Source organism: Nocardia sp. NPDC002869 (genome assembly GCF_046764065.1).
GTDB lineage: Bacteria > Actinomycetota > Actinomycetes > Mycobacteriales > Mycobacteriaceae > Nocardia > Nocardia rhamnosiphila.
Map to the genome: position 1 here is coordinate 1 of NZ_JBKOOL010000015.1, position 18,241 is coordinate 18,241.

General features: G+C 65.9%; 20 protein-coding genes. 4 read left to right on the forward strand and 16 right to left on the reverse strand.

The window, feature by feature from the left end:
- Positions 1-40: 40 nt before the first annotated feature.
- From ACLML9_RS04485 to ACLML9_RS04495, 3 genes are read right to left on the reverse strand one after another with little or no spacing between them, the layout of a single operon-like run.
- The gene (locus ACLML9_RS04485; protein ID WP_411944272.1) at positions 41-1,072 is read right to left on the reverse strand and encodes a hypothetical protein; all 1,032 of its coding nucleotides are present in this window, start codon (positions 1,070-1,072) and stop codon (positions 41-43) included.
- Positions 1,069-1,539, reverse strand: a complete 471-nt coding sequence (locus ACLML9_RS04490) for a hypothetical protein (protein WP_411944273.1) — start codon at positions 1,537-1,539, stop codon at positions 1,069-1,071. The genes ACLML9_RS04485 and ACLML9_RS04490 overlap by 4 nt, the downstream gene beginning before the upstream one ends.
- Before the next feature lie 39 nt (positions 1,540-1,578).
- Positions 1,579-2,130, reverse strand: coding sequence for a DUF3558 domain-containing protein (locus ACLML9_RS04495; RefSeq protein WP_411944274.1), 552 nt, complete (start codon positions 2,128-2,130; stop codon positions 1,579-1,581).
- A 355-nt stretch (positions 2,131-2,485) separates the two neighbouring features.
- On the opposite strand from ACLML9_RS04495, the gene ACLML9_RS04500 reads away from it, so the two are divergent.
- Positions 2,486-3,433 carry a hypothetical protein gene (locus ACLML9_RS04500; protein WP_411944275.1) on the forward strand — a complete coding sequence of 316 codons (948 nt, stop codon included), beginning with the start codon at positions 2,486-2,488 and terminating at the stop codon, positions 3,431-3,433.
- A 79-nt stretch (positions 3,434-3,512) separates the two neighbouring features.
- On the opposite strand, the gene ACLML9_RS04505 is transcribed toward ACLML9_RS04500, so the two are convergent.
- The 4 genes from ACLML9_RS04505 to ACLML9_RS04520 form a co-directional block, all read right to left on the reverse strand.
- Positions 3,513-4,631, reverse strand: coding sequence for a Fic family protein (locus tag ACLML9_RS04505; protein WP_411944276.1), 1,119 nt, complete (start codon positions 4,629-4,631; stop codon positions 3,513-3,515).
- A 166-nt stretch (positions 4,632-4,797) separates the two neighbouring features.
- Positions 4,798-6,162: a magnesium transporter gene (mgtE, locus tag ACLML9_RS04510; protein ID WP_411944277.1), complete on the reverse strand. Its 1,365-nt coding sequence runs from the start codon at positions 6,160-6,162 to the stop codon at positions 4,798-4,800.
- 299 nt (positions 6,163-6,461) lie between these two features.
- Entirely contained in the window at positions 6,462-7,061 is a 600-nt protein-coding gene (locus ACLML9_RS04515) for a hypothetical protein (protein WP_411944278.1), read from the reverse strand.
- Positions 7,058-7,852, reverse strand: coding sequence for a MerR family DNA-binding transcriptional regulator (locus tag ACLML9_RS04520; protein ID WP_411944279.1), 795 nt, complete (start codon positions 7,850-7,852; stop codon positions 7,058-7,060). Before ACLML9_RS04520 ends, ACLML9_RS04515 begins: the two co-directional genes overlap by 4 nt.
- Before the next feature lie 183 nt (positions 7,853-8,035).
- On the opposite strand from ACLML9_RS04520, the gene ACLML9_RS04525 reads away from it, so the two are divergent.
- Entirely contained in the window at positions 8,036-9,031 is a 996-nt protein-coding gene (locus tag ACLML9_RS04525; protein WP_411944280.1) for an LLM class F420-dependent oxidoreductase, read from the forward strand.
- Positions 9,032-9,104: 73 nt separating this feature from the next.
- Here ACLML9_RS04525 and ACLML9_RS04530 read toward each other — a convergent pair whose 3' ends face one another.
- From ACLML9_RS04530 to ACLML9_RS04555, 6 genes are all read right to left on the reverse strand, one after another.
- Positions 9,105-9,524 carry a type II toxin-antitoxin system VapC family toxin gene (locus ACLML9_RS04530; RefSeq protein WP_411944281.1) on the reverse strand — a complete coding sequence of 140 codons (420 nt, stop codon included), beginning with the start codon at positions 9,522-9,524 and terminating at the stop codon, positions 9,105-9,107.
- Positions 9,517-9,771 (reverse strand): type II toxin-antitoxin system Phd/YefM family antitoxin, encoded by a 255-nt coding sequence (locus tag ACLML9_RS04535; protein WP_411944282.1) that lies wholly within the window; start codon positions 9,769-9,771, stop codon positions 9,517-9,519. The genes ACLML9_RS04530 and ACLML9_RS04535 overlap by 8 nt, the downstream gene beginning before the upstream one ends.
- Before the next feature lie 126 nt (positions 9,772-9,897).
- A complete protein-coding gene (gene nrdE, locus ACLML9_RS04540; protein ID WP_411944283.1) occupies positions 9,898-12,057 on the reverse strand; it encodes a class 1b ribonucleoside-diphosphate reductase subunit alpha in 2,160 nt (719 codons plus the stop codon).
- Positions 12,054-12,503, reverse strand: a complete 450-nt coding sequence (nrdI, locus tag ACLML9_RS04545; protein ID WP_411944284.1) for a class Ib ribonucleoside-diphosphate reductase assembly flavoprotein NrdI — start codon at positions 12,501-12,503, stop codon at positions 12,054-12,056. Before nrdI ends, nrdE begins: the two co-directional genes overlap by 4 nt.
- A 121-nt stretch (positions 12,504-12,624) precedes the next feature.
- Positions 12,625-12,855 (reverse strand): glutaredoxin-like protein NrdH, encoded by a 231-nt coding sequence (gene nrdH / locus ACLML9_RS04550; protein ID WP_030521995.1) that lies wholly within the window; start codon positions 12,853-12,855, stop codon positions 12,625-12,627.
- Positions 12,856-13,388: 533 nt separating this feature from the next.
- Positions 13,389-13,958, reverse strand: coding sequence for an NAD(P)H-dependent oxidoreductase (locus tag ACLML9_RS04555; protein WP_411944285.1), 570 nt, complete (start codon positions 13,956-13,958; stop codon positions 13,389-13,391).
- A 211-nt stretch (positions 13,959-14,169) separates the two neighbouring features.
- Between ACLML9_RS04555 and ACLML9_RS04560 the strand changes: the two genes are divergently transcribed.
- Positions 14,170-14,775, forward strand: coding sequence for a TetR/AcrR family transcriptional regulator (locus ACLML9_RS04560; protein WP_411944330.1), 606 nt, complete (start codon positions 14,170-14,172; stop codon positions 14,773-14,775).
- Positions 14,776-14,786: 11 nt separating this feature from the next.
- Positions 14,787-15,611 carry an ammonia-dependent NAD(+) synthetase gene (gene nadE / locus ACLML9_RS04565; protein ID WP_411944286.1) on the forward strand — a complete coding sequence of 275 codons (825 nt, stop codon included), beginning with the start codon at positions 14,787-14,789 and terminating at the stop codon, positions 15,609-15,611.
- A gap of 180 nt (positions 15,612-15,791) precedes the next feature.
- Here the strand turns inward: nadE and ACLML9_RS04570 are convergent, their stop codons facing one another.
- From ACLML9_RS04570 to ACLML9_RS04580, 3 genes are all read right to left on the reverse strand, one after another.
- Entirely contained in the window at positions 15,792-16,034 is a 243-nt protein-coding gene (locus ACLML9_RS04570; protein WP_411944287.1) for a MoaD/ThiS family protein, read from the reverse strand.
- Positions 16,027-17,085 carry a GTP 3',8-cyclase MoaA gene (moaA, locus tag ACLML9_RS04575; RefSeq protein WP_411944288.1) on the reverse strand — a complete coding sequence of 353 codons (1,059 nt, stop codon included), beginning with the start codon at positions 17,083-17,085 and terminating at the stop codon, positions 16,027-16,029. Before moaA ends, ACLML9_RS04570 begins: the two co-directional genes overlap by 8 nt.
- A 167-nt stretch (positions 17,086-17,252) precedes the next feature.
- Positions 17,253-18,155, reverse strand: coding sequence for an IS5 family transposase (locus ACLML9_RS04580; protein WP_411944289.1), 903 nt, complete (start codon positions 18,153-18,155; stop codon positions 17,253-17,255).
- Positions 18,156-18,241: the final 86 nt, after the last annotated feature.

The window sequence follows — 18,241 nt, forward strand, 5'->3', positions numbered from 1 at the left end:
ATGCGGTGTTGTAATTTTTTTTTAGTTTATTTCTTCGTTGTTATTTACCATATTTCACCCGCGTTGTGGCAGCCGTTTGCGCCGGGGCGGCGGACGCACCGGCCGGGACGCCGGCGGCGGCATTCGGTGCGCCCTGAACCGTGCGGCCGGGAGTCTGCGACTCGGGAGTGCCCGGGGAACCGGGAGTTCCGGAAGGTATACCGCCCGGCGAACCGGGACTTGTGGTCACACCGGCCGGTGTGGTGCCCGCCGGGACAGTGGGGGTGGTGCCGGTGGGGTTTTCCGTGGACGCGGGGTCGGTGGCGGTATCGCCGGGGTCTGCAGTGGTATCGCCGGGGTCGGTGGTGGTCGACTCTGTCGTCTCCTCGCCGGGGGTCTCGCCCTCCGGAGTCCCCGGCGTCTCGCCCGCAGGCGTCTCCCCTGCCGTACCGGTGGGGCTCCCCGGGGTAGTAGCGCTGGGGTTCCCGGTCTCGGTGTTGTATCCGCCGGGTGGCGGGGCGGGGATATCGGTGGTGGAGGTGGGACCGACAGGGACAGGAATCACCGGGATCTGGGTATCGAGTTCCCCGAACCGGTCGACGTAATGGGTTTGCATCGCCACCCGCGCCACCTCGGTTCGCCGCGAGATCTCGTCGTCGCTGATCAAAGTGTTGAAAAACCCTTTGAATCCATCGGAGGAAAGGAATGCGCCATCCGCGACAAGCGGTTCCCCCACCCTGGCCTTGGTTTCCACAATGGCGTCGGCCGCGGCCTTGATGCCGTTGGCGAGCGCTTCCAGCGCGGGAGTCACCGGACGCGCGTACTTGTCGATGTAGTCCTGGATCGCCTGCTTCGACTGCTCGGCGGCCGGGCCGGACCACGCCTGTGCAAGAGACGCCTGAGTGGATCGCAAGAACGTTTCGAAACCCTGCTCCCACATCAGCTTCATCAGCAGATATTTCCCTGCCTGACCGTTCGCATCGTTCACATCGAGCGGACTGAATGCGCCACTGATCTTGGGATGATCCCAGCCGTCCGGATGCTCGCCACCCTTCGGAATGATCGGGCTTTCATACGCCGGTGTATCGCTCATGCCGGGCCGCCAAGGAAGGCGTTCGGGTCGGGCACCGGGCCGGCAGGCGGCCTTTCTGGAAGTGTCTCGCTCAAAGAATGGATCGCGGCGGCAAATTCGCTATCAGCCTGCATCATCTGGTCCCGCATGATGCGGAAGACGTTCTGTATATCGTCGACGATCTTGTAATGCTGATCCATGATCTCCCAAACGCCGTTGCCATCCGGGGCACCCTTCGCCTTCACCTTGTAGCGACCGACCATGGCCCGAGCAGACGTCAGGTCGTCGTTGGCTTCCCCCAGGCCCCAGTGATCCCACTGAGAGATTTCCTCCGCGCTACCTTGAATCCGCACAATCTGATCTTTGAAGAACTGACAGTCGCGTTCAAGATATATGAAGTCTTCCGGTGTCATCTGTACCGATGTCTGACCGTTGGTTGCCGCATTGAGCATGTTGGCCATCGGCCGCGGTGCGGGCTCGTCACCCATTTTCGTCCTTCCGCAGCATGATTCCGATACTCAACTTACTCACGCGTCCGCCGGGATGCTCGGCGCAACCTTCTCAACCAATTTTCGGGCGAGTTCGCAAGTGTCGAGATGCCCGGTCTTACTGCGAGACGCCGGGTTGGTGAGCAAGAATTCAAGGCTTCCCCCGACAAGTTCAACGTTGACGTTGCACGAAGCCTCGGCTTGGGTCTTACCCTGCTGTGAGACGATCGCCGACCGTCCACTGGTCTCGAATTCCAGAGTTCCAGGAAACCCCTGTCCTTTGATCATTTCGAGGGTCATGTTGGTCGTGCGGATAGCAGCCGAATACCCATCGGTCTGTATCCACATACACCCGTCCCACTTTATCCCGTTCGCACTTGCGTCATCCGGCATCGGATCTCGCAGCCCCTCCGACTTCATGGTCTCCTGTGGAATGTCCGTGCAGGGTTTGAACCCGGTAGGCACCTCCGCCGCGACACTCGACGTCTCCGGAGTTGCCGAACCCTCGGTCGAAGCCTCACACCCCGTCAGCACCAGCACCACCCCGCCCACCAGCGCGATCAGCGCCTTACGCTTCCCCGCGGTCACCATCCCGACCTCCACCGCCGATACCACCAGTCGTCCGACCATTTGGGGAGGACCGGCGTCTCCGCCCCCTGCTGCCGGCTCGCCCAGACGTTACCGGCGCTAAAAACTCGACGCAACCGCCCAAGCCTCCCGGACCTGCACGCATAGTCAACGCTCCGGCGGATTCGTCACCCTGCTCACCGACCCACGTCGGGCGGCGACCAAATCCTTTGAGCGCCTCCGGAACGCGGTGTTCCCCACTGCTTCCTGCCCGCGTAGCAGGTCTGTGGACTGTCGTGTGGCCTATGTCGAATACCACTCCCACCGGGCCTACGCTTCTGGCTTGGCACCGTACGACGCCTCTCGCGAGAATGCCGGGGTGACCCATGTGGATCTGACCGCTGCGCGGTGGCGGGAGCTGTCCGACGAATCGGCCATGCGGGTTGCGCGTGCCATAGCCCGCGAGAACAGCGCGGAGCTTGTCGGTATCCACTCCCATGAGTACGTCGGCCGGCAACAGCGTATTGCCTTGTTCGACAAGGCGGGTACGCGGTTCTCGCTGGTCCCGGGCGGTCGGGTACGCCTCGGTTACGACGGGGGCCGGTTCGTCCCGTCGCCCCACCAGGCGGCCGATTTCGCCGAGAGCGCCGGCGAGTACGGCCTGCCGGCGATCACGCAGTTCGTCGACGCGATGACCTCACCGGATCGGATAGTGGAACTTCCAGCGCTGCTTGTCGGGGTGGAGGCGCTGGATCCATGCCTCGAGAATGTGCCGGCCGATGATCCGCGGGTCCGCGAGTTGGTCGCCGAAACCGATGCTGGGCCCGGCACCACGGTCGTGCTGTCGGGCCCGGACGGAGGTCTGAAGGTCGAGTTCGATGAGTTGGGGCAGGTGCGCCACGCCCAAGTGGTGGAACAGGTTTCCTACGAACAGGCGTTGCGTGAGACCGCCGCGCGGGGAGTGCGGGCGAGCACACCGGACGAGTGGGAGTACGCGTGCGGTGCCGGAGCCTCCACACTATTTCGATGGGGTGACGACAGCTTGGGTGGCGGCTATCCCTTCGATCATTCGGCAGGGCCACATCGGGTGGCGAACCTCTGGGGTCTGGTGATCGGTCAGGATCCCTATCGTTACGAGTTCACCACCGAGCCGGCCGTCGTCTGTGGTGGTGACGGAGGCAGCGCCGCCTGCGGCGGGGCCGGGTTCTTCCTGGGGTGGCTCACACTGGCGACCGCCTACCGTGACACAGATTTCGGGGCGTGGCTCGAGTCGGACTACCGGTATGTCACCGAGCTACTCATCCGGCCGGTCGCCGACTTGGTTTGAGGGCCGCGCACGCACCGACCACTTCGGCGAGCCGTATCACCCTGGCGGATGAACCCATGAACGCCGGGGTCTGTCGGCCTCAGGGCACCGCGAGCTCGTAGGAGGTGCTCCGACCACCCGCGTCCGATCGCAGCAATACTCCGAGGGCGACCAGTTCATTGATATCGCGCAGCGCAGTGTCCTGAGAGCATTTGGTGATGATCGCCCACTTGCGAGTGGTGAGTTTGCTGTTGAACCCGTCCAGGAGCCGGTTCAGGATCGCCCGCTGGCGGTCGTTCATCGGGATCGACTTCCGTTGCCGCCAGAAACGTGACTTCAGCAGAACCCTGTCGACCGTCTCATCCGAGTGCATGATCGCGCGCCGGAGCGCTTCGAGGAACCAGATCAGCCACTCCGTCACATCGAGCGAGCCCTTCTGGGTGCGTTCCAGGATTCGGTAGTACGCCGCGCGGTCGCGTTGAATCTGTGCGGAGAGGCTGTAGAACCGCCGGGAGCTGTGGTCGGCGCGCGCCAGCCACAGATCACCCAGGGCGCGCGCGACGCGGCCATTTCCGTCGTCGAAGGGGTGCACGGTCACGAACCACAGATGCGCCAATCCGGCCTTGACGATCGCCGGTTCCGCGGTATCGGCATCGACCCAGTCCAGGAACTTTCGCATCTCGACGTCCAGCCGCTCGGCCGGCGGCGCCTCGAAGTGCACGCGCTGTCGACCGTAGCCACCGGACACCACCTCCATCGGTCCGGCCTCGTCGGTGCGCCAGGAGCCGATGTTGATCCGGGTCCGGCCGGAGTATCCCGTCGGGAAAAGGGCGGCGTGCCAGCCGAACAGACGTTCCGCGGTAACGGGCCGGTCGTGGTGCGCGGTGGCATCGAGCACCATTTCGACGACACCGTCCACATGCCGATCGGCCGGAGCGAGCGCCCCGATATCCACCCCGAGGTGACGCGCGAGAGAGGAACGCACGGAGGCCACGTCCAGCAGTTCGCCCTCGATTTCGCTGGTCTTGACCACATCCTGGGTCAGCACAGCCAAGCTTGCCTCGTCCTGCACAGAATCGGCGGTCTCGGCGAGCCGGCCCAGCAGACGCCCCTGCTGATGGGCCACCTCGGTCAAGGGCGCAACCAACCGGGCGGCGTCGTATGCGAACACCGGCCAGTCGGCACGCTGCCAGATGTACTTCCGGTACCCGGACGTCATGCGGCGATACTACGCCTATTCGCCGCAGATTCTGCGGCGAATAGGCGTTGGATTCCCCGCACGAACTTTGCCGCGCTGTCGAATAACAAGCACAGCGCGAACCATCGCTCCGCACTGCACAGGCCCGGCCGGCACGAGCGCCGGACTCGACCCGGCGCGGCCCCGCTCAGATCCCCAGAACCAGTTTCGCCGTGGTGAAGTAGATGATCAGCCCGGTCGCGTCGACCAGCGTCGTGACCATGGGCGCCGACACCACCGCCGGGTCGATCCGCAGCCGCTTGGCCAGCAGCGGCATGGTGCCGCCGATGGTGGCGGCCCAGGCACAGATGAGCACCAGAGTGACCCCGACGACCACCGCGACCCGGGGGCCGACGAACAGTCCGCCGATGATCACGCCGACGACCGCGAGCATGGTCCCGAGTACCAACCCCACCCGGCACTCCCGCCAGATGACCTTGAACAGGTCGCCGCCGCGTACCTCGCCGACCGCGACCGCACGTACACAGGCCGTGGCGGCCTGCGCCCCGGCGTTACCGCCCGCCCCGATGAGCAGCGGAATGAACAACGCCAGTTGCGCGGCCTGTTCGAGGGTGGCCTCGAAGAACCCCGTCACGCTTACCGTCAGCGTCGCCGCGACCAGTAGCAGCATCAGCCACAGCGCGCGGTAGCGGGCGAGCTGGAAGACCCCGGCAGCCATGTAGTGGCCTTCCCAGGGCGCCGAACCGGCCTGTTTGGCGACGTCCTCGCTGTCGGCGGCCTCGATGACCTCGACCGCGTCGTCGATGGTGAGCAGCCCGACGAGCCGGTCCTCGCTGTCGACGACGGGCAGGTTGATGTCGTTGGTCTCGCGCATGAGGCGCGCGGCCTTCTCCGCCGAATCGGTGGCGCGGACGAACGCCGGTTCGGTGACGACGAGGTCGGCGACCATGGTGTCGGGGCCGGTGAGTACGAGTTCGCGCAGTTCCACGATGCCCTGGAGGCGGCGGCTCGCGTCGACCACGGGGAGGGTGTAGACCGTTTCGGCGTTACCGCCCTTGAGCCGGACCGTGCGCAGGGCGTCGGCGACGGTGAGGGTGCCGGGGATGGCTACGACCTCGGGCGACATGTACCGGCCGACCGAGCCCTCGGGGTAGCCGAGCAGCGCGGCGGTCATCCGGCGTTCGCGGAGGCTCAGGCCGGCGAGGGCTTTCTTGGCCACCTTCGCCGGCGCTTCGCGCAGCATGCGGGCCCGGTCGTCGGGCGCCATATCCTCGACGAGTTCGCGGAAACTCTGGTCCCGCAGGCCCTGCAGGATCTGCTGCTGATCGACGGGTTCGAGTTCCTCGAACACCGCCAGCGCCAGATCCTTGTCCAGCAATCGGAACGCGACCCCGGCTTCGACGGCGTCCATCCGCGCGAGTTCGTCGGCGATGACGTGCGGCGGATGGTTGTCCAGCCAGTGCAGCGCGGCATCGACGCGGTGGCTCTCGACCACGCCCTGGAGGGATTCCGACAGCGTCGTGGGCACTTCGATGAGATCGATCTGCGACATGAGAAGTCCTCGGCACAGCAGTGAGTTGCGAGTGATTTCGAAGGAAAGTCACACCGCGAGGCGCCGAGCCGGGCCGCTCCGCCGGCAGTTACTGCAAGCGGAAATGCGGGCGGACGACGCCGCGCGGCCTTCGACTGGGAGGTTCGCTGCGCATTGCAACACCACCTCCTCTCAGGTCGCCGCTACGCACGTAGGTACACGCCCGAACCGGATAACTGTCTATGAATGCGAACGCATTCTTGATCAGAATACATCCTGACCACGGGAAGTCCGCATCGAAAGGTTCGTCACACGGCGTTTCACACTCCCGGGCGTGTCCGCGTGCCACGGAGTTGCTCGGGATTGTCGAGAAACAGGCTGATCCGGGTCACCGCGGCGGAGATCCGGCCGCTGGGCAGCAGCGACTCCACCCGGATATCGACCGGTTCGCGGAGTGTCATATCGACGGTGGTGCCGTCCGGTCCGGCGAGGAACAGGCGGTCGCCGTCGAGGGCTGTTCCGGTGTGGTCGTAGCGGCGATGTTCGGCGACGGCCGCGATCCGGTCGAACGCGATGGTCGCGATCTCGCGGCCGCCGCGGCGCAGCACCAGCGCACGGTCGGTGGCGTAGTGCGGGTAGGCGATATCCGCGACGAACATCGCGAACAGCAGCAGCAAGGACCACAGCGACAGCACGCCCAGCGAAACACTCAGCCATGCCCATGGGATCAGGATGTGGAGCACCGCCATCTCCAGCAAGGTCGCCGCCAGAAAGGCCAGTGGCATCGCCAGCGCGCCCTGCGTACCGGGCAACGGTGCGCGTTCCCGGCCGTCGCAATCGGTGCGCCGGCGCGACCACAACCAGACCGCACGGTAGGCCCGGCCCTGGTTCCGCAGGAACCTGGTTGTGCGCCCGGTCATGGTCGATCGTCCGCGCCGGTGAGCAGTTCGATCGCCCGCAGTACCGCTCGGCGCTGGGCCGGGTCGGGCACGAGTGCCGGGAGCGGCAGATCGGGCCCGCTCGCGTCGCCGGGAGCGCCGGAAGCCGTCAGCGATTCGAAGTCGGCAGCACGCAGCCCGGCGGCGAGCTCCTGCGCCACCTGTTCGATCAACTCCCCCGACTGTTCCACCGCCCGGCCGCTCAATCGCTCCCAGCCATGCAGCATCCGGCGGTAGCTCTCCCGGGCCGAGGTATCGGAGAACGCGCGCGTGAACCAGCTGAACATTTCATCCGGGGTGCCGCCGGAGATGGCGATGATCTCCAGCAGATCGCGCTCCCGGTCGAGTGCGACGCGTTCCAGGTCGTCGGCCTGGTCCCTGGCGGTGTCGAGCGCATCGGCGAGCTCCACAGGTAACGCGGTGAGCATCCGGCCCGCGTCGACGGCGGCCAGCATCCGGCCGAGCCCTTCCTTCTTACGGACGAGCTGGGCGACGCGGTGGGAGATCTCGTCGTGCAGGGCCGCCAGATCGGCGCGGAGGTCATCGGTATCCGATGTTCCGCGCTCGGTCTCGAACACGGCGGCCACGGCGCCCAGCGGCAGCCCGTTGTCGGCGAGCCAGCGGATACGCATGAGCCGCGCCAGCTCCGCCAGTCCGTAGTCGCGGTAGCCGTTGTCGGGGCGGACCGGTTCGGGCAGCAGGCCCAGCCGGTGATAGTGACGGACGGCGCGGGGAGTCGTTCCGGCGGCGGTGGCTATTTCGCTGATCCTCATGGCACCAGCTTCCGGTGTGACGCTACGTCGTAGTCAAGCACCGGAAATGAGGGCAGGAGCGGCAACGGCGCCGCGATTCGGCGCGGGCAGCGCACAACGGTTGCCCGGCCGCCGGGATCTCGACAGAGTGGACATGGAGATATCTCGCCGTGGCCCCCGGGCCCGACATCTGAGGAGAGTGCTGTGCGCTTCGGAATCTTCATCCCGCAGGGGTGGCGTCTCGACCTGGTCGGTCTCGATCCCGCTACCCACTGGGAGGTGATGCGGGGTCTGGCGGCCCGCGCCGATGCGAACCCGGTGTGGGAGTCGCTGTGGGTGTACGACCATTTCCACACCGTTCCGGAGCCGAGCGAGGAAGCCACCCACGAAGCCTGGACCCTCATGTCCGCCTTCGCCGCCACCACCACCCGGGTGCGGCTGGGCCAGATGTGTACGGCAATCAGTTACCGCAACCCCGCCTACCTCGCCAAGGTCGCGGCGACTGTGGACCTGATCTCCGGCGGCCGCACCGAAATGGGTATCGGCGGCGGCTGGTACGAACACGAGTGGCGCGCCTACGGATACGGTTTCCCCACCGCCGGGGAGCGGCTCGGCCGGCTCGACGAAGGGGTGCAGATCTTCCGTCAGGCCTGGCAGACCGGCGCCGCCACCCTCGACGGCCGCTACTACCAGGTGGACGGCGCGATCGTGCGCCCGCTACCCGCCCAGGAGGGCGGCCTACCGCTCTGGATCGCGGGCGGCGGCGAGAAGAAAACCCTGCGTATCGCCGCGAAATATGCGAACTACACGAACTTCGCCGGTAACAACCCCGACGAGTTCACCCACAAATCGGAGATCCTGCGCGCGCACTGCGCCGAGGTCGGCACGGATTTCGACGCCATCGTGCGCAGCGCCAACTTCAATGTCGCCATCGGCGCCACCGAGGCCGAGGTCGAACAGCGCAAGTCCGAGCACGCCGCGCGGATCGCCCCGATCCTGGGCGCGGAGAAGGCCCGCGCCTACGTCGACAACCTGAACAACGGCGGCGCGGCGGTCGGCACCCCGGAACAGATCGTGGAGAAACTGTCCGCCGTCCGCGATCGCGGGCTGGGCTACGCCATCTTCAACTTCCCCGAAGCGGCCTACGACACCAGCGGTATCGAACTCTTCGAACGCGAAGTCCTCCCGGCGCTGGCCTGATTCCGGGCAACCGGGTTCCCGGTGCACCGATGGCCGGTCGCACCGGGAACCTCCGTCCCGCCGGCCCCGTGCTTCAGAGCGCGACCACCGTCAGTAACGGGTCCAGACCTTTGAAGTCGTCCACATTGCGGGTGAACAGCGGCAGATCGTTCGCCGAGGCGATTGCAGCGATCATCAAATCCATCTTGCGCGGCTTGGGGTTTCGTCCCGCCGCGACAACCAGTTTTGCCATCGAGGTGAACCGCCGTGCTGCGGTGGGAGAAAACGGCAGCGCATCGAAGGCGTGCTCGATCTCCAGGAGTCGTTCGGTACGGAGCGCGAGCGTTTTCGGATCCGACGCAAGGGCAATGCCCAAACCCAGTTCCGCGAGCGTTACCGCGCAGATTCTCGGCTGGATCGGAAGGTACGCGTCATCGATTGTGGCCAGGTCGATGAGCACACAGGTATCCAACAGACCGACTGGATAGCGGAACTTGCCGCCGAGTTCAGTCATCCAGTCGGTCTTCCCCGAAGGCGGCGTCGATTTCCGCGCGCTCGTCCACGGCATTCGCAGTGCCCGCGAATCTGGCGAGTCGACGTTTCAGTTCAGCAGTCGTCAGACTGTGCCGGGGGGTGATGGGACGCAGCTCCCCGACAGGTCGCCCGTTGCGGGTGATGACGAAATCCTCGCCCGCTTCCAGCGCGTCCATCACACCCGCGCTGCCGTTGCGCAACTCGGCTTGGCTGATCGTCCTGGTCATACTTCCAATATAGCGACCGGCGCTATCCGATGCTATCGGTGTTACCGGGCACGACTACCGGCGCCCCATGCCGCCATAAGAGGGACATGGACGCCGGCAACCGCGATGGAAATAGTGTTCAGGGCGTCAGAGCATGCAGCTCACGCAGCCCTCGACCTCGGTGCCCTCCAGCGCCATCTGCCGCAGGCGGATGTAGTAGAGGGTTTTGATGCCCTTGCGCCAGGCATAGATCTGCGCCTTGTTCAGGTCGCGGGTGGTGGCCGTGTCCTTGAAGAACAGCGTCAGCGACAGGCCCTGGTCCACATGCTGGGTGGCCGCGGCGTAGGTGTCGATGATCTTCTCGTAGCCGATCTCGTACGCGTCCTGGTAGTAGTCGAGGTTCTCGTTGGTCATGTACGGGGCCGGGTAGTAGACGCGACCGATCTTGCCTTCCTTGCGGATCTCGATCTTCGACGCCACCGGGTGGATGGAACTGGTGGAGTGGTTGATGTAGGAGATCGATCCGGTCGGCGGGACGGCCTGCAGGTTCTGGTTGTAGAGGCCGTGCTCCATGACCGCGGCCTTCAGTTCCCGCCAGTCGTCCTGGGTGGGGATGCGGATACCGGCGTCGGCGAACAATCGGGCGACCCGCTCGGTCTTCGGTTCCCACACCTGGTCGGTGTACTTGTCGAAGTACTCACCGGAGGCGTACTTGGATTCGGGGAACCCGCCGAAGTACGTACCACGTTCTCGCGCGATCGTATTCGAGGCCCGCAGGGCGTGGTAGACGACGGTGTAGAAGTAGATGTTCGTGAAATCCAGGCCTTCGTCGGACCCGTAGTGGATGTGTTCGCGGGCCAGGTAGCCGTGCAGGTTCATCTGGCCGAGGCCGATGGCGTGCGAGGAGTTGTTGCCCTGTTCGATCGAGGGCACCGAGTTGATATGGGTCTGATCGGAGACGGCGGTCAGGGCCCGGATGGAGACCTCGATGGTGCGCGCGAAATCCGGGGAATCCATCGCCTTGGCGATATTGAGCGATCCCAGGTTGCAGGAGATGTCCTTGCCCACGTGCGCGTAGGTGAGGTCGTCGTTGTAGATCGACGGCGTGGAGACCTGCAGGATCTCCGAGCACAGGTTGGAGTGGGTGATCTTGCCGGCGATCGGGTTGGCCCGGTTCACCGTGTCCTCGAACATGATGTAGGGGTAGCCGGATTCGAACTGCAGCTCGGCGATGGTCTGGAAGAACTCGCGCGCCTTGATCTTGGACTTGCGGATCCGCTTGTCGTCGACCATCTCGTAATACTTCTCGGTGACGTCGACATCGGCGAACGGCTTGCCGTAGATACGTTCCACGTCGTATGGCGAGAACAGGTACATGTCCTCGTTCTTCTTGGCCAGTTCGAAGGTGATGTCGGGGATCACCACACCCAGCGAGAGGGTTTTGATGCGGATCTTCTCGTCCGCGTTCTCCCGTTTGGTGTCGAGGAAGCGGTAGATATCGGGGTGGTGGGCGTGCAGGTACACCGCACCCGCGCCCTGCCGCGCACCGAGCTGGTTGGCGTAGGAGAAGGAATCCTCGAGCAATTTCATGATCGGGATGACGCCCGAGGACTGGTTCTCGATCTTCTTGATCGGGGCGCCGTGCTCACGGATATTGCTGAGCAGCAGCGCCACCCCGCCGCCGCGCTTGGACAGCTGCAGCGCGGAGTTGATGGAGCGCCCGATGGACTCCATATTGTCCTCTATGCGAAGGAGAAAACAACTAACGGGCTCACCACGTTGTTTTTTCCCGGAGTTGAGGAAGGTCGGGGTGGCCGGCTGGAAACGGCCGTCGATGATCTCCTCCACGAGTTTGCTCGCGAGGACCTCGTCACCGGCGGCCAGGGTCAGCGCCACCATGCACACCCGGTCCTCGAAACGCTCCAGGTAGCGCTTCCCGTCGAAGGTCTTGAGGGTGTAGGAGGTGTAGTACTTGAACGCGCCGAGGAAGGTGGGGAACCGGAACTTCTTGGCATAGGCCTGCTGGAACAGCTTCTTCACGAAGGCCCGGCTGTACTGCTCGAGCACCTCGGACTCGTAGTAGTTCTCCTCGACGAGGTAGTCGAGCTTCTCGTCGAGGTTGTGGAAGAAGACGGTGTTCTGGTTGACGTGCTGCAGGAAGTACTGGTGCGCGGCCTCGCGATCCTTGTCGAACTGGATCTCGCCGTTCGGGCCGTACAGGTTGAGCATCGCATTGAGGGCGTGGTAGTCCAGGACCTCACCGGACTCGCCGGCGCGCTGCGGGGGCTGCTCCAGGCGGGCGGTCATACCTGCTGGTGCTGTCGTTGTTGCTGCCAAAACAATCCCAATCCCTCACGGACGCGGGCGACGTCCTCGGCGGTTCCCATGAGTTCGAAGCGGTACAGGTAGGGCACCCCGCATTTACGCGAGATGACATCGCCTGCGAAGCAGAAGGTGTCGCCGAAGTTCGTGTTCCCCGCCGCGATGACGCCGCGCAACAGGGCGCGGTTGTGCGGATCGTTGAGGAACTTGGCGACCTGGCGCGGGACGAATTCCTTGTCGGAACGTGTCGAACCGAATACGTGCCGACCGCCCCCGTAGGTGGGAACGATCAGGACGTAGGGTTCGTCGACCCGCAGCGAGTCGGTGGTGTACAGGGGGATCCGGAGCGCCGGGATATCCAGCTTCTCGACGAATCGGTGGGTGTTCTCCGACGCACTGGAGAAATAGACCAGCGTATGCGACTCGGACATCTCACCTCCCCTGTTCCCCGACCCGGTCGGGCGCGCTGTTCGCTCAGGCTGTATCCATCGCGCCTGAGCGCGGGCCCTTCGTGGTGGTTACGCTGCGCTGCCGCCTGCGGGCCCGACGCACTCAGGCTGCGACGGTGGCCAACGCCTTGATGCGGTCGGGCCGGAAACCGGACCAGTGCTCATCACCGGAGACGACGACGGGGGCCTGCAGGTAGCCGAGGGCCATCACGTAGTCGCGGGCATCGGCATCGGTGGAGATATCGACGACCTGGTATTCCACCCCGGCCTTGTCGAGGGCCTTGTAGGTGGCGTTGCACTGCACGCAAGCGGGCTTGGTGTACACGGTGATCATTCGAGTCCCTCTCTCCTGTGCCTATGTGCGGTGTTCGCGGTCCTTCGTGGTGACGGTCCGCCGCCCTCCGGGCCGAGCTCACCGCATGCCTGATCCAGCCGGTGACCCGTCTGTGTTGTGCGGTGTGTCGGCACGATCGGATGATCTGCGCAAACTCCGAGGACCGACCCTGAAACGCCACGTCCGGGCCGGTTCCACCCGGTGCCGGCGGGCCGATTGCGCCGCCGCCTCCAGGCATCGATGACACTACACCTAGTGGCCGACAGAAAGAAACAACACGAGATGTTGCGAGTCACAACCATGTGATTTCACCGCTGTAAGCCGCAGGACAGCAACTCGACACGCCGTATTCGCCGTGGCCCAGATCACAAAGCGGCCGGGCCAGTTCTCTTTCAGCAAACGCAGGAGGCTACGTCTGTCACACCAGTCGCTCCGGGTCCCAGCAGGCCCTCGGGTCCCGTAGGAAACCGACCGACCGGAAACGCGAGGGCCGCTCCGTCGTCGACGGAGCGGCCCTCGCGATGCGCTGAAAATCAGGCGGAGACGAGCTCCCCGCTGGCCGCGGCGACCAGAACCTTCACCGACTCGGTCAGTTCGCGCTGCGCCTCGGCGTCCTCACGCGGGTGGCCGGCGGCGAAGCGCTCGCCCCACGCGGCATAGTGCAGGTGCGCTTCCTCGACGATCTTCCCGCCGGCGATACCCACGGACTTGACCGCGTCGGCGTGCGCCCACCGGGCGGCGTTGGGGCTGATCGAACCACTGAGGACGGCCACCGGCTTACCGCTGATCGCGCCCACGCCGTAGGGACGGGACAGCCAATCGATCGCATTCTTCAGTGCCGCCGGCAGGGTGCCGTTATATTCCGGAGTGACCAACAGCAGACCGTCGCTCGCCGCGACCGCGTCGCGCAGCGCCTGGGCGGCGGCCGGTACCGAACCCGCGATGTCGATATCTTCGTTGTAGAACGGGATATCACCGATACCTTCGTAGAGGGAGACCTCGGCGCCCGCGGGCGCGGTCGAGGCCGCCGCCTCGGCGACCTGCCGACTGACCGAGGCCTCGCGAAGGCTGCCGACGAGGGCGACGATACGGGTCTGGCTCATGTTCACTCCTGCGGTACTAGTTGTGTGACGATCGCACTACCCAGGTTAACCGGACCGCGGTCCGCTACATTCCTCCGGAGGGACGCACAGCGCCGTGAACTACGACACACTCGGTCCGGATTCCGCCGAATCCGGACCCCCGGGCGACCCGCGACCGAACCCCGCGTCGGCCGAGCCGCTCGCACTGCGGATCCGGCCGCCGCGCCGGGGGGTGGGACCCGAACTACCCGGTACCGCCGAACCCGCCGAACGCGCCGACGCCGCGCGCAACCGGCGCCGGCTGCTCGACGCCGCACAGGAACTCGTCCGCGACCACGGCGTGGACGCCCTCACCATGGACGCGCTCGCCAAACGGGCCGGGGTCGGCAAGGGTACGGTGTTCCGGCGGTTCGGCAACCGGACCGGCCTGATGTACGCGCTGCTCGACCATTCCGAGACCCAGGCGCAGGAGGCATTCATCTTCGGCCCACCGCCGCTGGGGCCGGGTGCGCCGCCGGTGGAGCGGCTCGTCGCCTTCGGGCGGGCCCGGCTGCTGGATCTCGAGGTGGCGGGGGAACTGCATCGGGCGGCCGAACTCGGCTCCTCCGAGGACCTTTTCAGCAGCCGGCCCTACCTCGTACTGAAAACCCATGTGGCGATGCTGCTGCGCGACGCGGGCAGCCCGGGTGATCCCGCCCTGCTGGCCGACATCCTGCTGGCCGCGCTCGGCGCCGCGCTCGTCCTGCACCAGCTCCGCACACTCGGTTACACGCGCGAGCAGATCGGCGACAACTGGGAAGCCCTTGTTCGTCGCGTGGCCGTTTCCACCGAGCAGTAGAGTGATCCGGCATGGGCAACCTGCGTGAACAGATCATCTCCGAACTGGGTGTGCTGCCGAACATCGAGCCGAAGGACGAGATTCGGCGCCGCGTCGATTTCCTGAAGGACTATCTGCGCGCCACACCGGCGAAGGGTTTCGTGCTCGGCATCAGCGGGGGCCAGGACAGCGCCCTCGCCGGACGGCTGTGCCAGCTGGCCGTCGAAGAGTTGCGCGCCGAAGGTCACGAGGTCCGCTTCGTCGCGGTGCGGCTACCCTACGGTGTTCAATCCGACGAAGCCGACGCCCGCGTCGCCATGACCTTCGTCGCGCCCGACGAATCGGTGGTGGTGAACGTCCGGCCGGGCGCCAACGCCGTGGCGGCAGAGGTGGCTTCGGCCCTCGAGGTCGGCAAACTACGAGATTTCGTGCGCGGCAACATCAAGGCCCGCGAGCGGATGGTGATCCAGTACGCCATCGCCGGTCAGGACAACCTGCTGGTGATCGGTACCGATCACGCCGCCGAAGCGGTCACCGGGTTCTTCACCAAGTACGGCGACGGCGGCGTGGATGTCACCCCGCTGTCCGGTCTGACCAAACGGCAGGGTGCCGCACTGCTCGAGGAATTGGGCGCACCCGCGCGCCTGTCCTCCAAGGTGCCGACCGCGGACCTGGAGGACGACCGTCCGGCGCTGCCCGACGAGGAAGCGCTCGGCCTGCGCTACAGCGAGATCGACGACTACCTCGAGGGCAAGGACGTCACCGAGGAAGTGGCGAAGCGCCTCGAAACGGTCTACCGGACCACCCGGCACAAGCGCACGGTTCCGGTGTCTCCGCTCGACGATTGGTGGCGCTGAGCACCTGTCCGCCACGGCGGCCCGCATGCACTGTCCGGTGCGGGCCCCGGCCCCGGACAGTCAGCGCGGAGTCGATACGGTTTCCAGGAGTCACGCACCGGCCCGTAGCGCAAGTTCTCGTCCGGAGCCGGGCGACCGGCTGTCGCGCGCCTACGCAGTGATCACCCCGGGCGGCGCTGATCAGCCGCCCGCGAAGGGTGGCATGACATCGACGCGCGCGGTCAGTGTCGCACCGCTGTCCCGGGTCAGCTCGTCACCCATCAGGTACGCGCAGACACCGAGCATCTTGTCCAGTTCCGGACCGTAGACCGCGCTCAACCGGGAACGGAGGTCGGCGATCGTGGCGCCGGGGGGCAGGTCCAGGGTCTCGGTGTCCTTGCCGACCGCATCGGCCACGGCGGCGAAGTAGCGGACCTCAACCACCTATTGCTCCCATCGTGCGTTCCGGGGGGACGAAATCCTCGGCATCGATACCGTGGCCCGCCCATTTCTGCCACATCGCGCCGCGCCACAGCTGCGCGAGTTCCGCATCGCTCACCCCGGCGCGCAGACTCGCGCGCAGATCGAACTCCTGATCACTGAACAGGCAGGACCGCAGCATACCGTCGGCGGTGAGCCGGGTGCGGTCACAGGTATCGCAGAATTTGCGGGTCACCGAGGCGATGATGCCGACGGTGGCGGGGCCCCCGTCGACCAGCCAGGTCTCCGCGGGTGCGGCCGGATCGTCGCGGCCGACGGCGGTGAGCCGGAAGCGGGCGCCCAGCACCTCCAGTAGTTCGGCGGCGGTCACCATATCGGTCCTCGCCCATTCGTGGTCGGCGTCCAGCGGCATCTCCTCGATGAACCGCAGTTCACACCCTTCGTCCAGGCACCAGCGCAGCAGGTCCGTGGCACCGTGCAGGGTCTGCCGCATGAGGACCGCGTTCAGCTTCACCGGCGCCAGCCCGGCCGCGCCGGCGGCACGGATACCCGACAGCGCCGAATCCAGCCGGTCCCGGCGGGTCAACCGGGCGAAATCGGCCCGATCCACGGTATCGAGGGAGATATTTACCCGGCTCAGCCCGGCGGCCGCCAGCCCGGCGGCGCGATGCCGCAGGCCGACCCCGTTGGAGGTCATGGCCAGGGGCACCTCCGGTACCGCCGCGTGACAGCCGGCCACGATCTCCTCCAGATCGCGGCGCATCAGCGGTTCACCGCCGGTGAACCGCACCTCGCGTACACCCAGATCGCGGACGGCGAGCGTGACCAGGCGAACGATCTCGGCCGCCGTGAGCAACTCCGCGGGCGGGATGGCCGGCAGCCCTTCCTCGGGCATGCAGTAGGTACAGCGCAGCGAGCACTTCTCCGTGATGGACACCCGCAGATCCCGCGCGGTCCGGCCGAATCGATCCACCAGCAGCGGCGTTTCCGGACGTCCATCGAAGGAAGGGCGCCCGGACCGCACGGTGGGGATCCCCATTTCGACCAGCGTCACCCCTCCATTATGTACGCCGGGTCCACCTCGATATCGAGCCTCCGCGGTATCGGCCGGTATCGAGAACCCGGCCCGCGCGTCGCCGTAGGCCACGACCGGCGGCGATCGTCCGGTGCGCGCTACTAGCCAGTGTTTCAAAAGTGGGTAGGGCGGGGGTGTGCCCGTCCTCACCCGTGTCGGAGCCATTGGTTGATGGCTGTGATGTGGACGGTTGCTTGGTAGCGGACGGCGAGTTTGTCGTATCTGGTTGCCATGGCACGGTTTTCCTTCAGCTGGCCGATGCCGCACTCGACGGCGTGCCGGTCCTTGTATTGTTCGGGGTCGAACGCTGGTGGCCGGCCACCAGCGCAGCCTTTCTTGCGTCGGTTGGCGGCCTGGTCCTTCTTGATCGGGATCGTGGCCTTGATCCCGCGTTCACGCAGGTAGGTGCGGTTGGCGCGGGAGCTGTAGGCCTTGTCGGCCAGCGCCTGGTCAGGGCGGGTCCGTGCGCGTCCACGGCCCAGCCGCGGCACCGAGATCGCGTCGAGCACAGTGGTGAACTGCGGGCAGTCGGCCCGCTGACCGGCGGTGAGCAGCAGCGACAGCACCTTGCGGCCCTGCTCGCACGCCAAATGCGTCTTGGTGGTCCAGCCACCACGTGAACGTCCCAATGCGTGATCGTCTGGTTCGATATCGGCCCCGCCCGGCGGTTCGGCCTGGCTGTGTCCGTCACGGCGGGCTCCGGCGGCGTGCCGATGCGCGCGGGTGATGGTGGAGTCCACACTCACCCGCCAGGTGATGCGTCCGGACGCGTCGGAGAACGCCTGCAGCATCTTCCAGATCAACGCCCACACTCCCGCGCGCTGCCAACGGCGGAACAACCCGTACACCGTCTGCCAGCACCCGTAGCACTCCGGCACGTCCCGCCACGGGGAACCCACCCGGGTACGCCATCGGATCCCGTCGATGAGCTGCCGTTTCGTCCATTTCGGCGGGCGGCCCGCCTTCTTCCCGCGAGGCAGCAACGGCTCCCACCGCGCCCACTGGGCATCGGTCAGATCCGCTCGCCTCGTCACCACTACGCTGGGCACGAGGTCTCCGGTACTTCTGGTTCTTGCTTCGTCGCTGAACCATTTACCGGAGACCTCACTTCATCGGGTCACCGACACGCCAACAC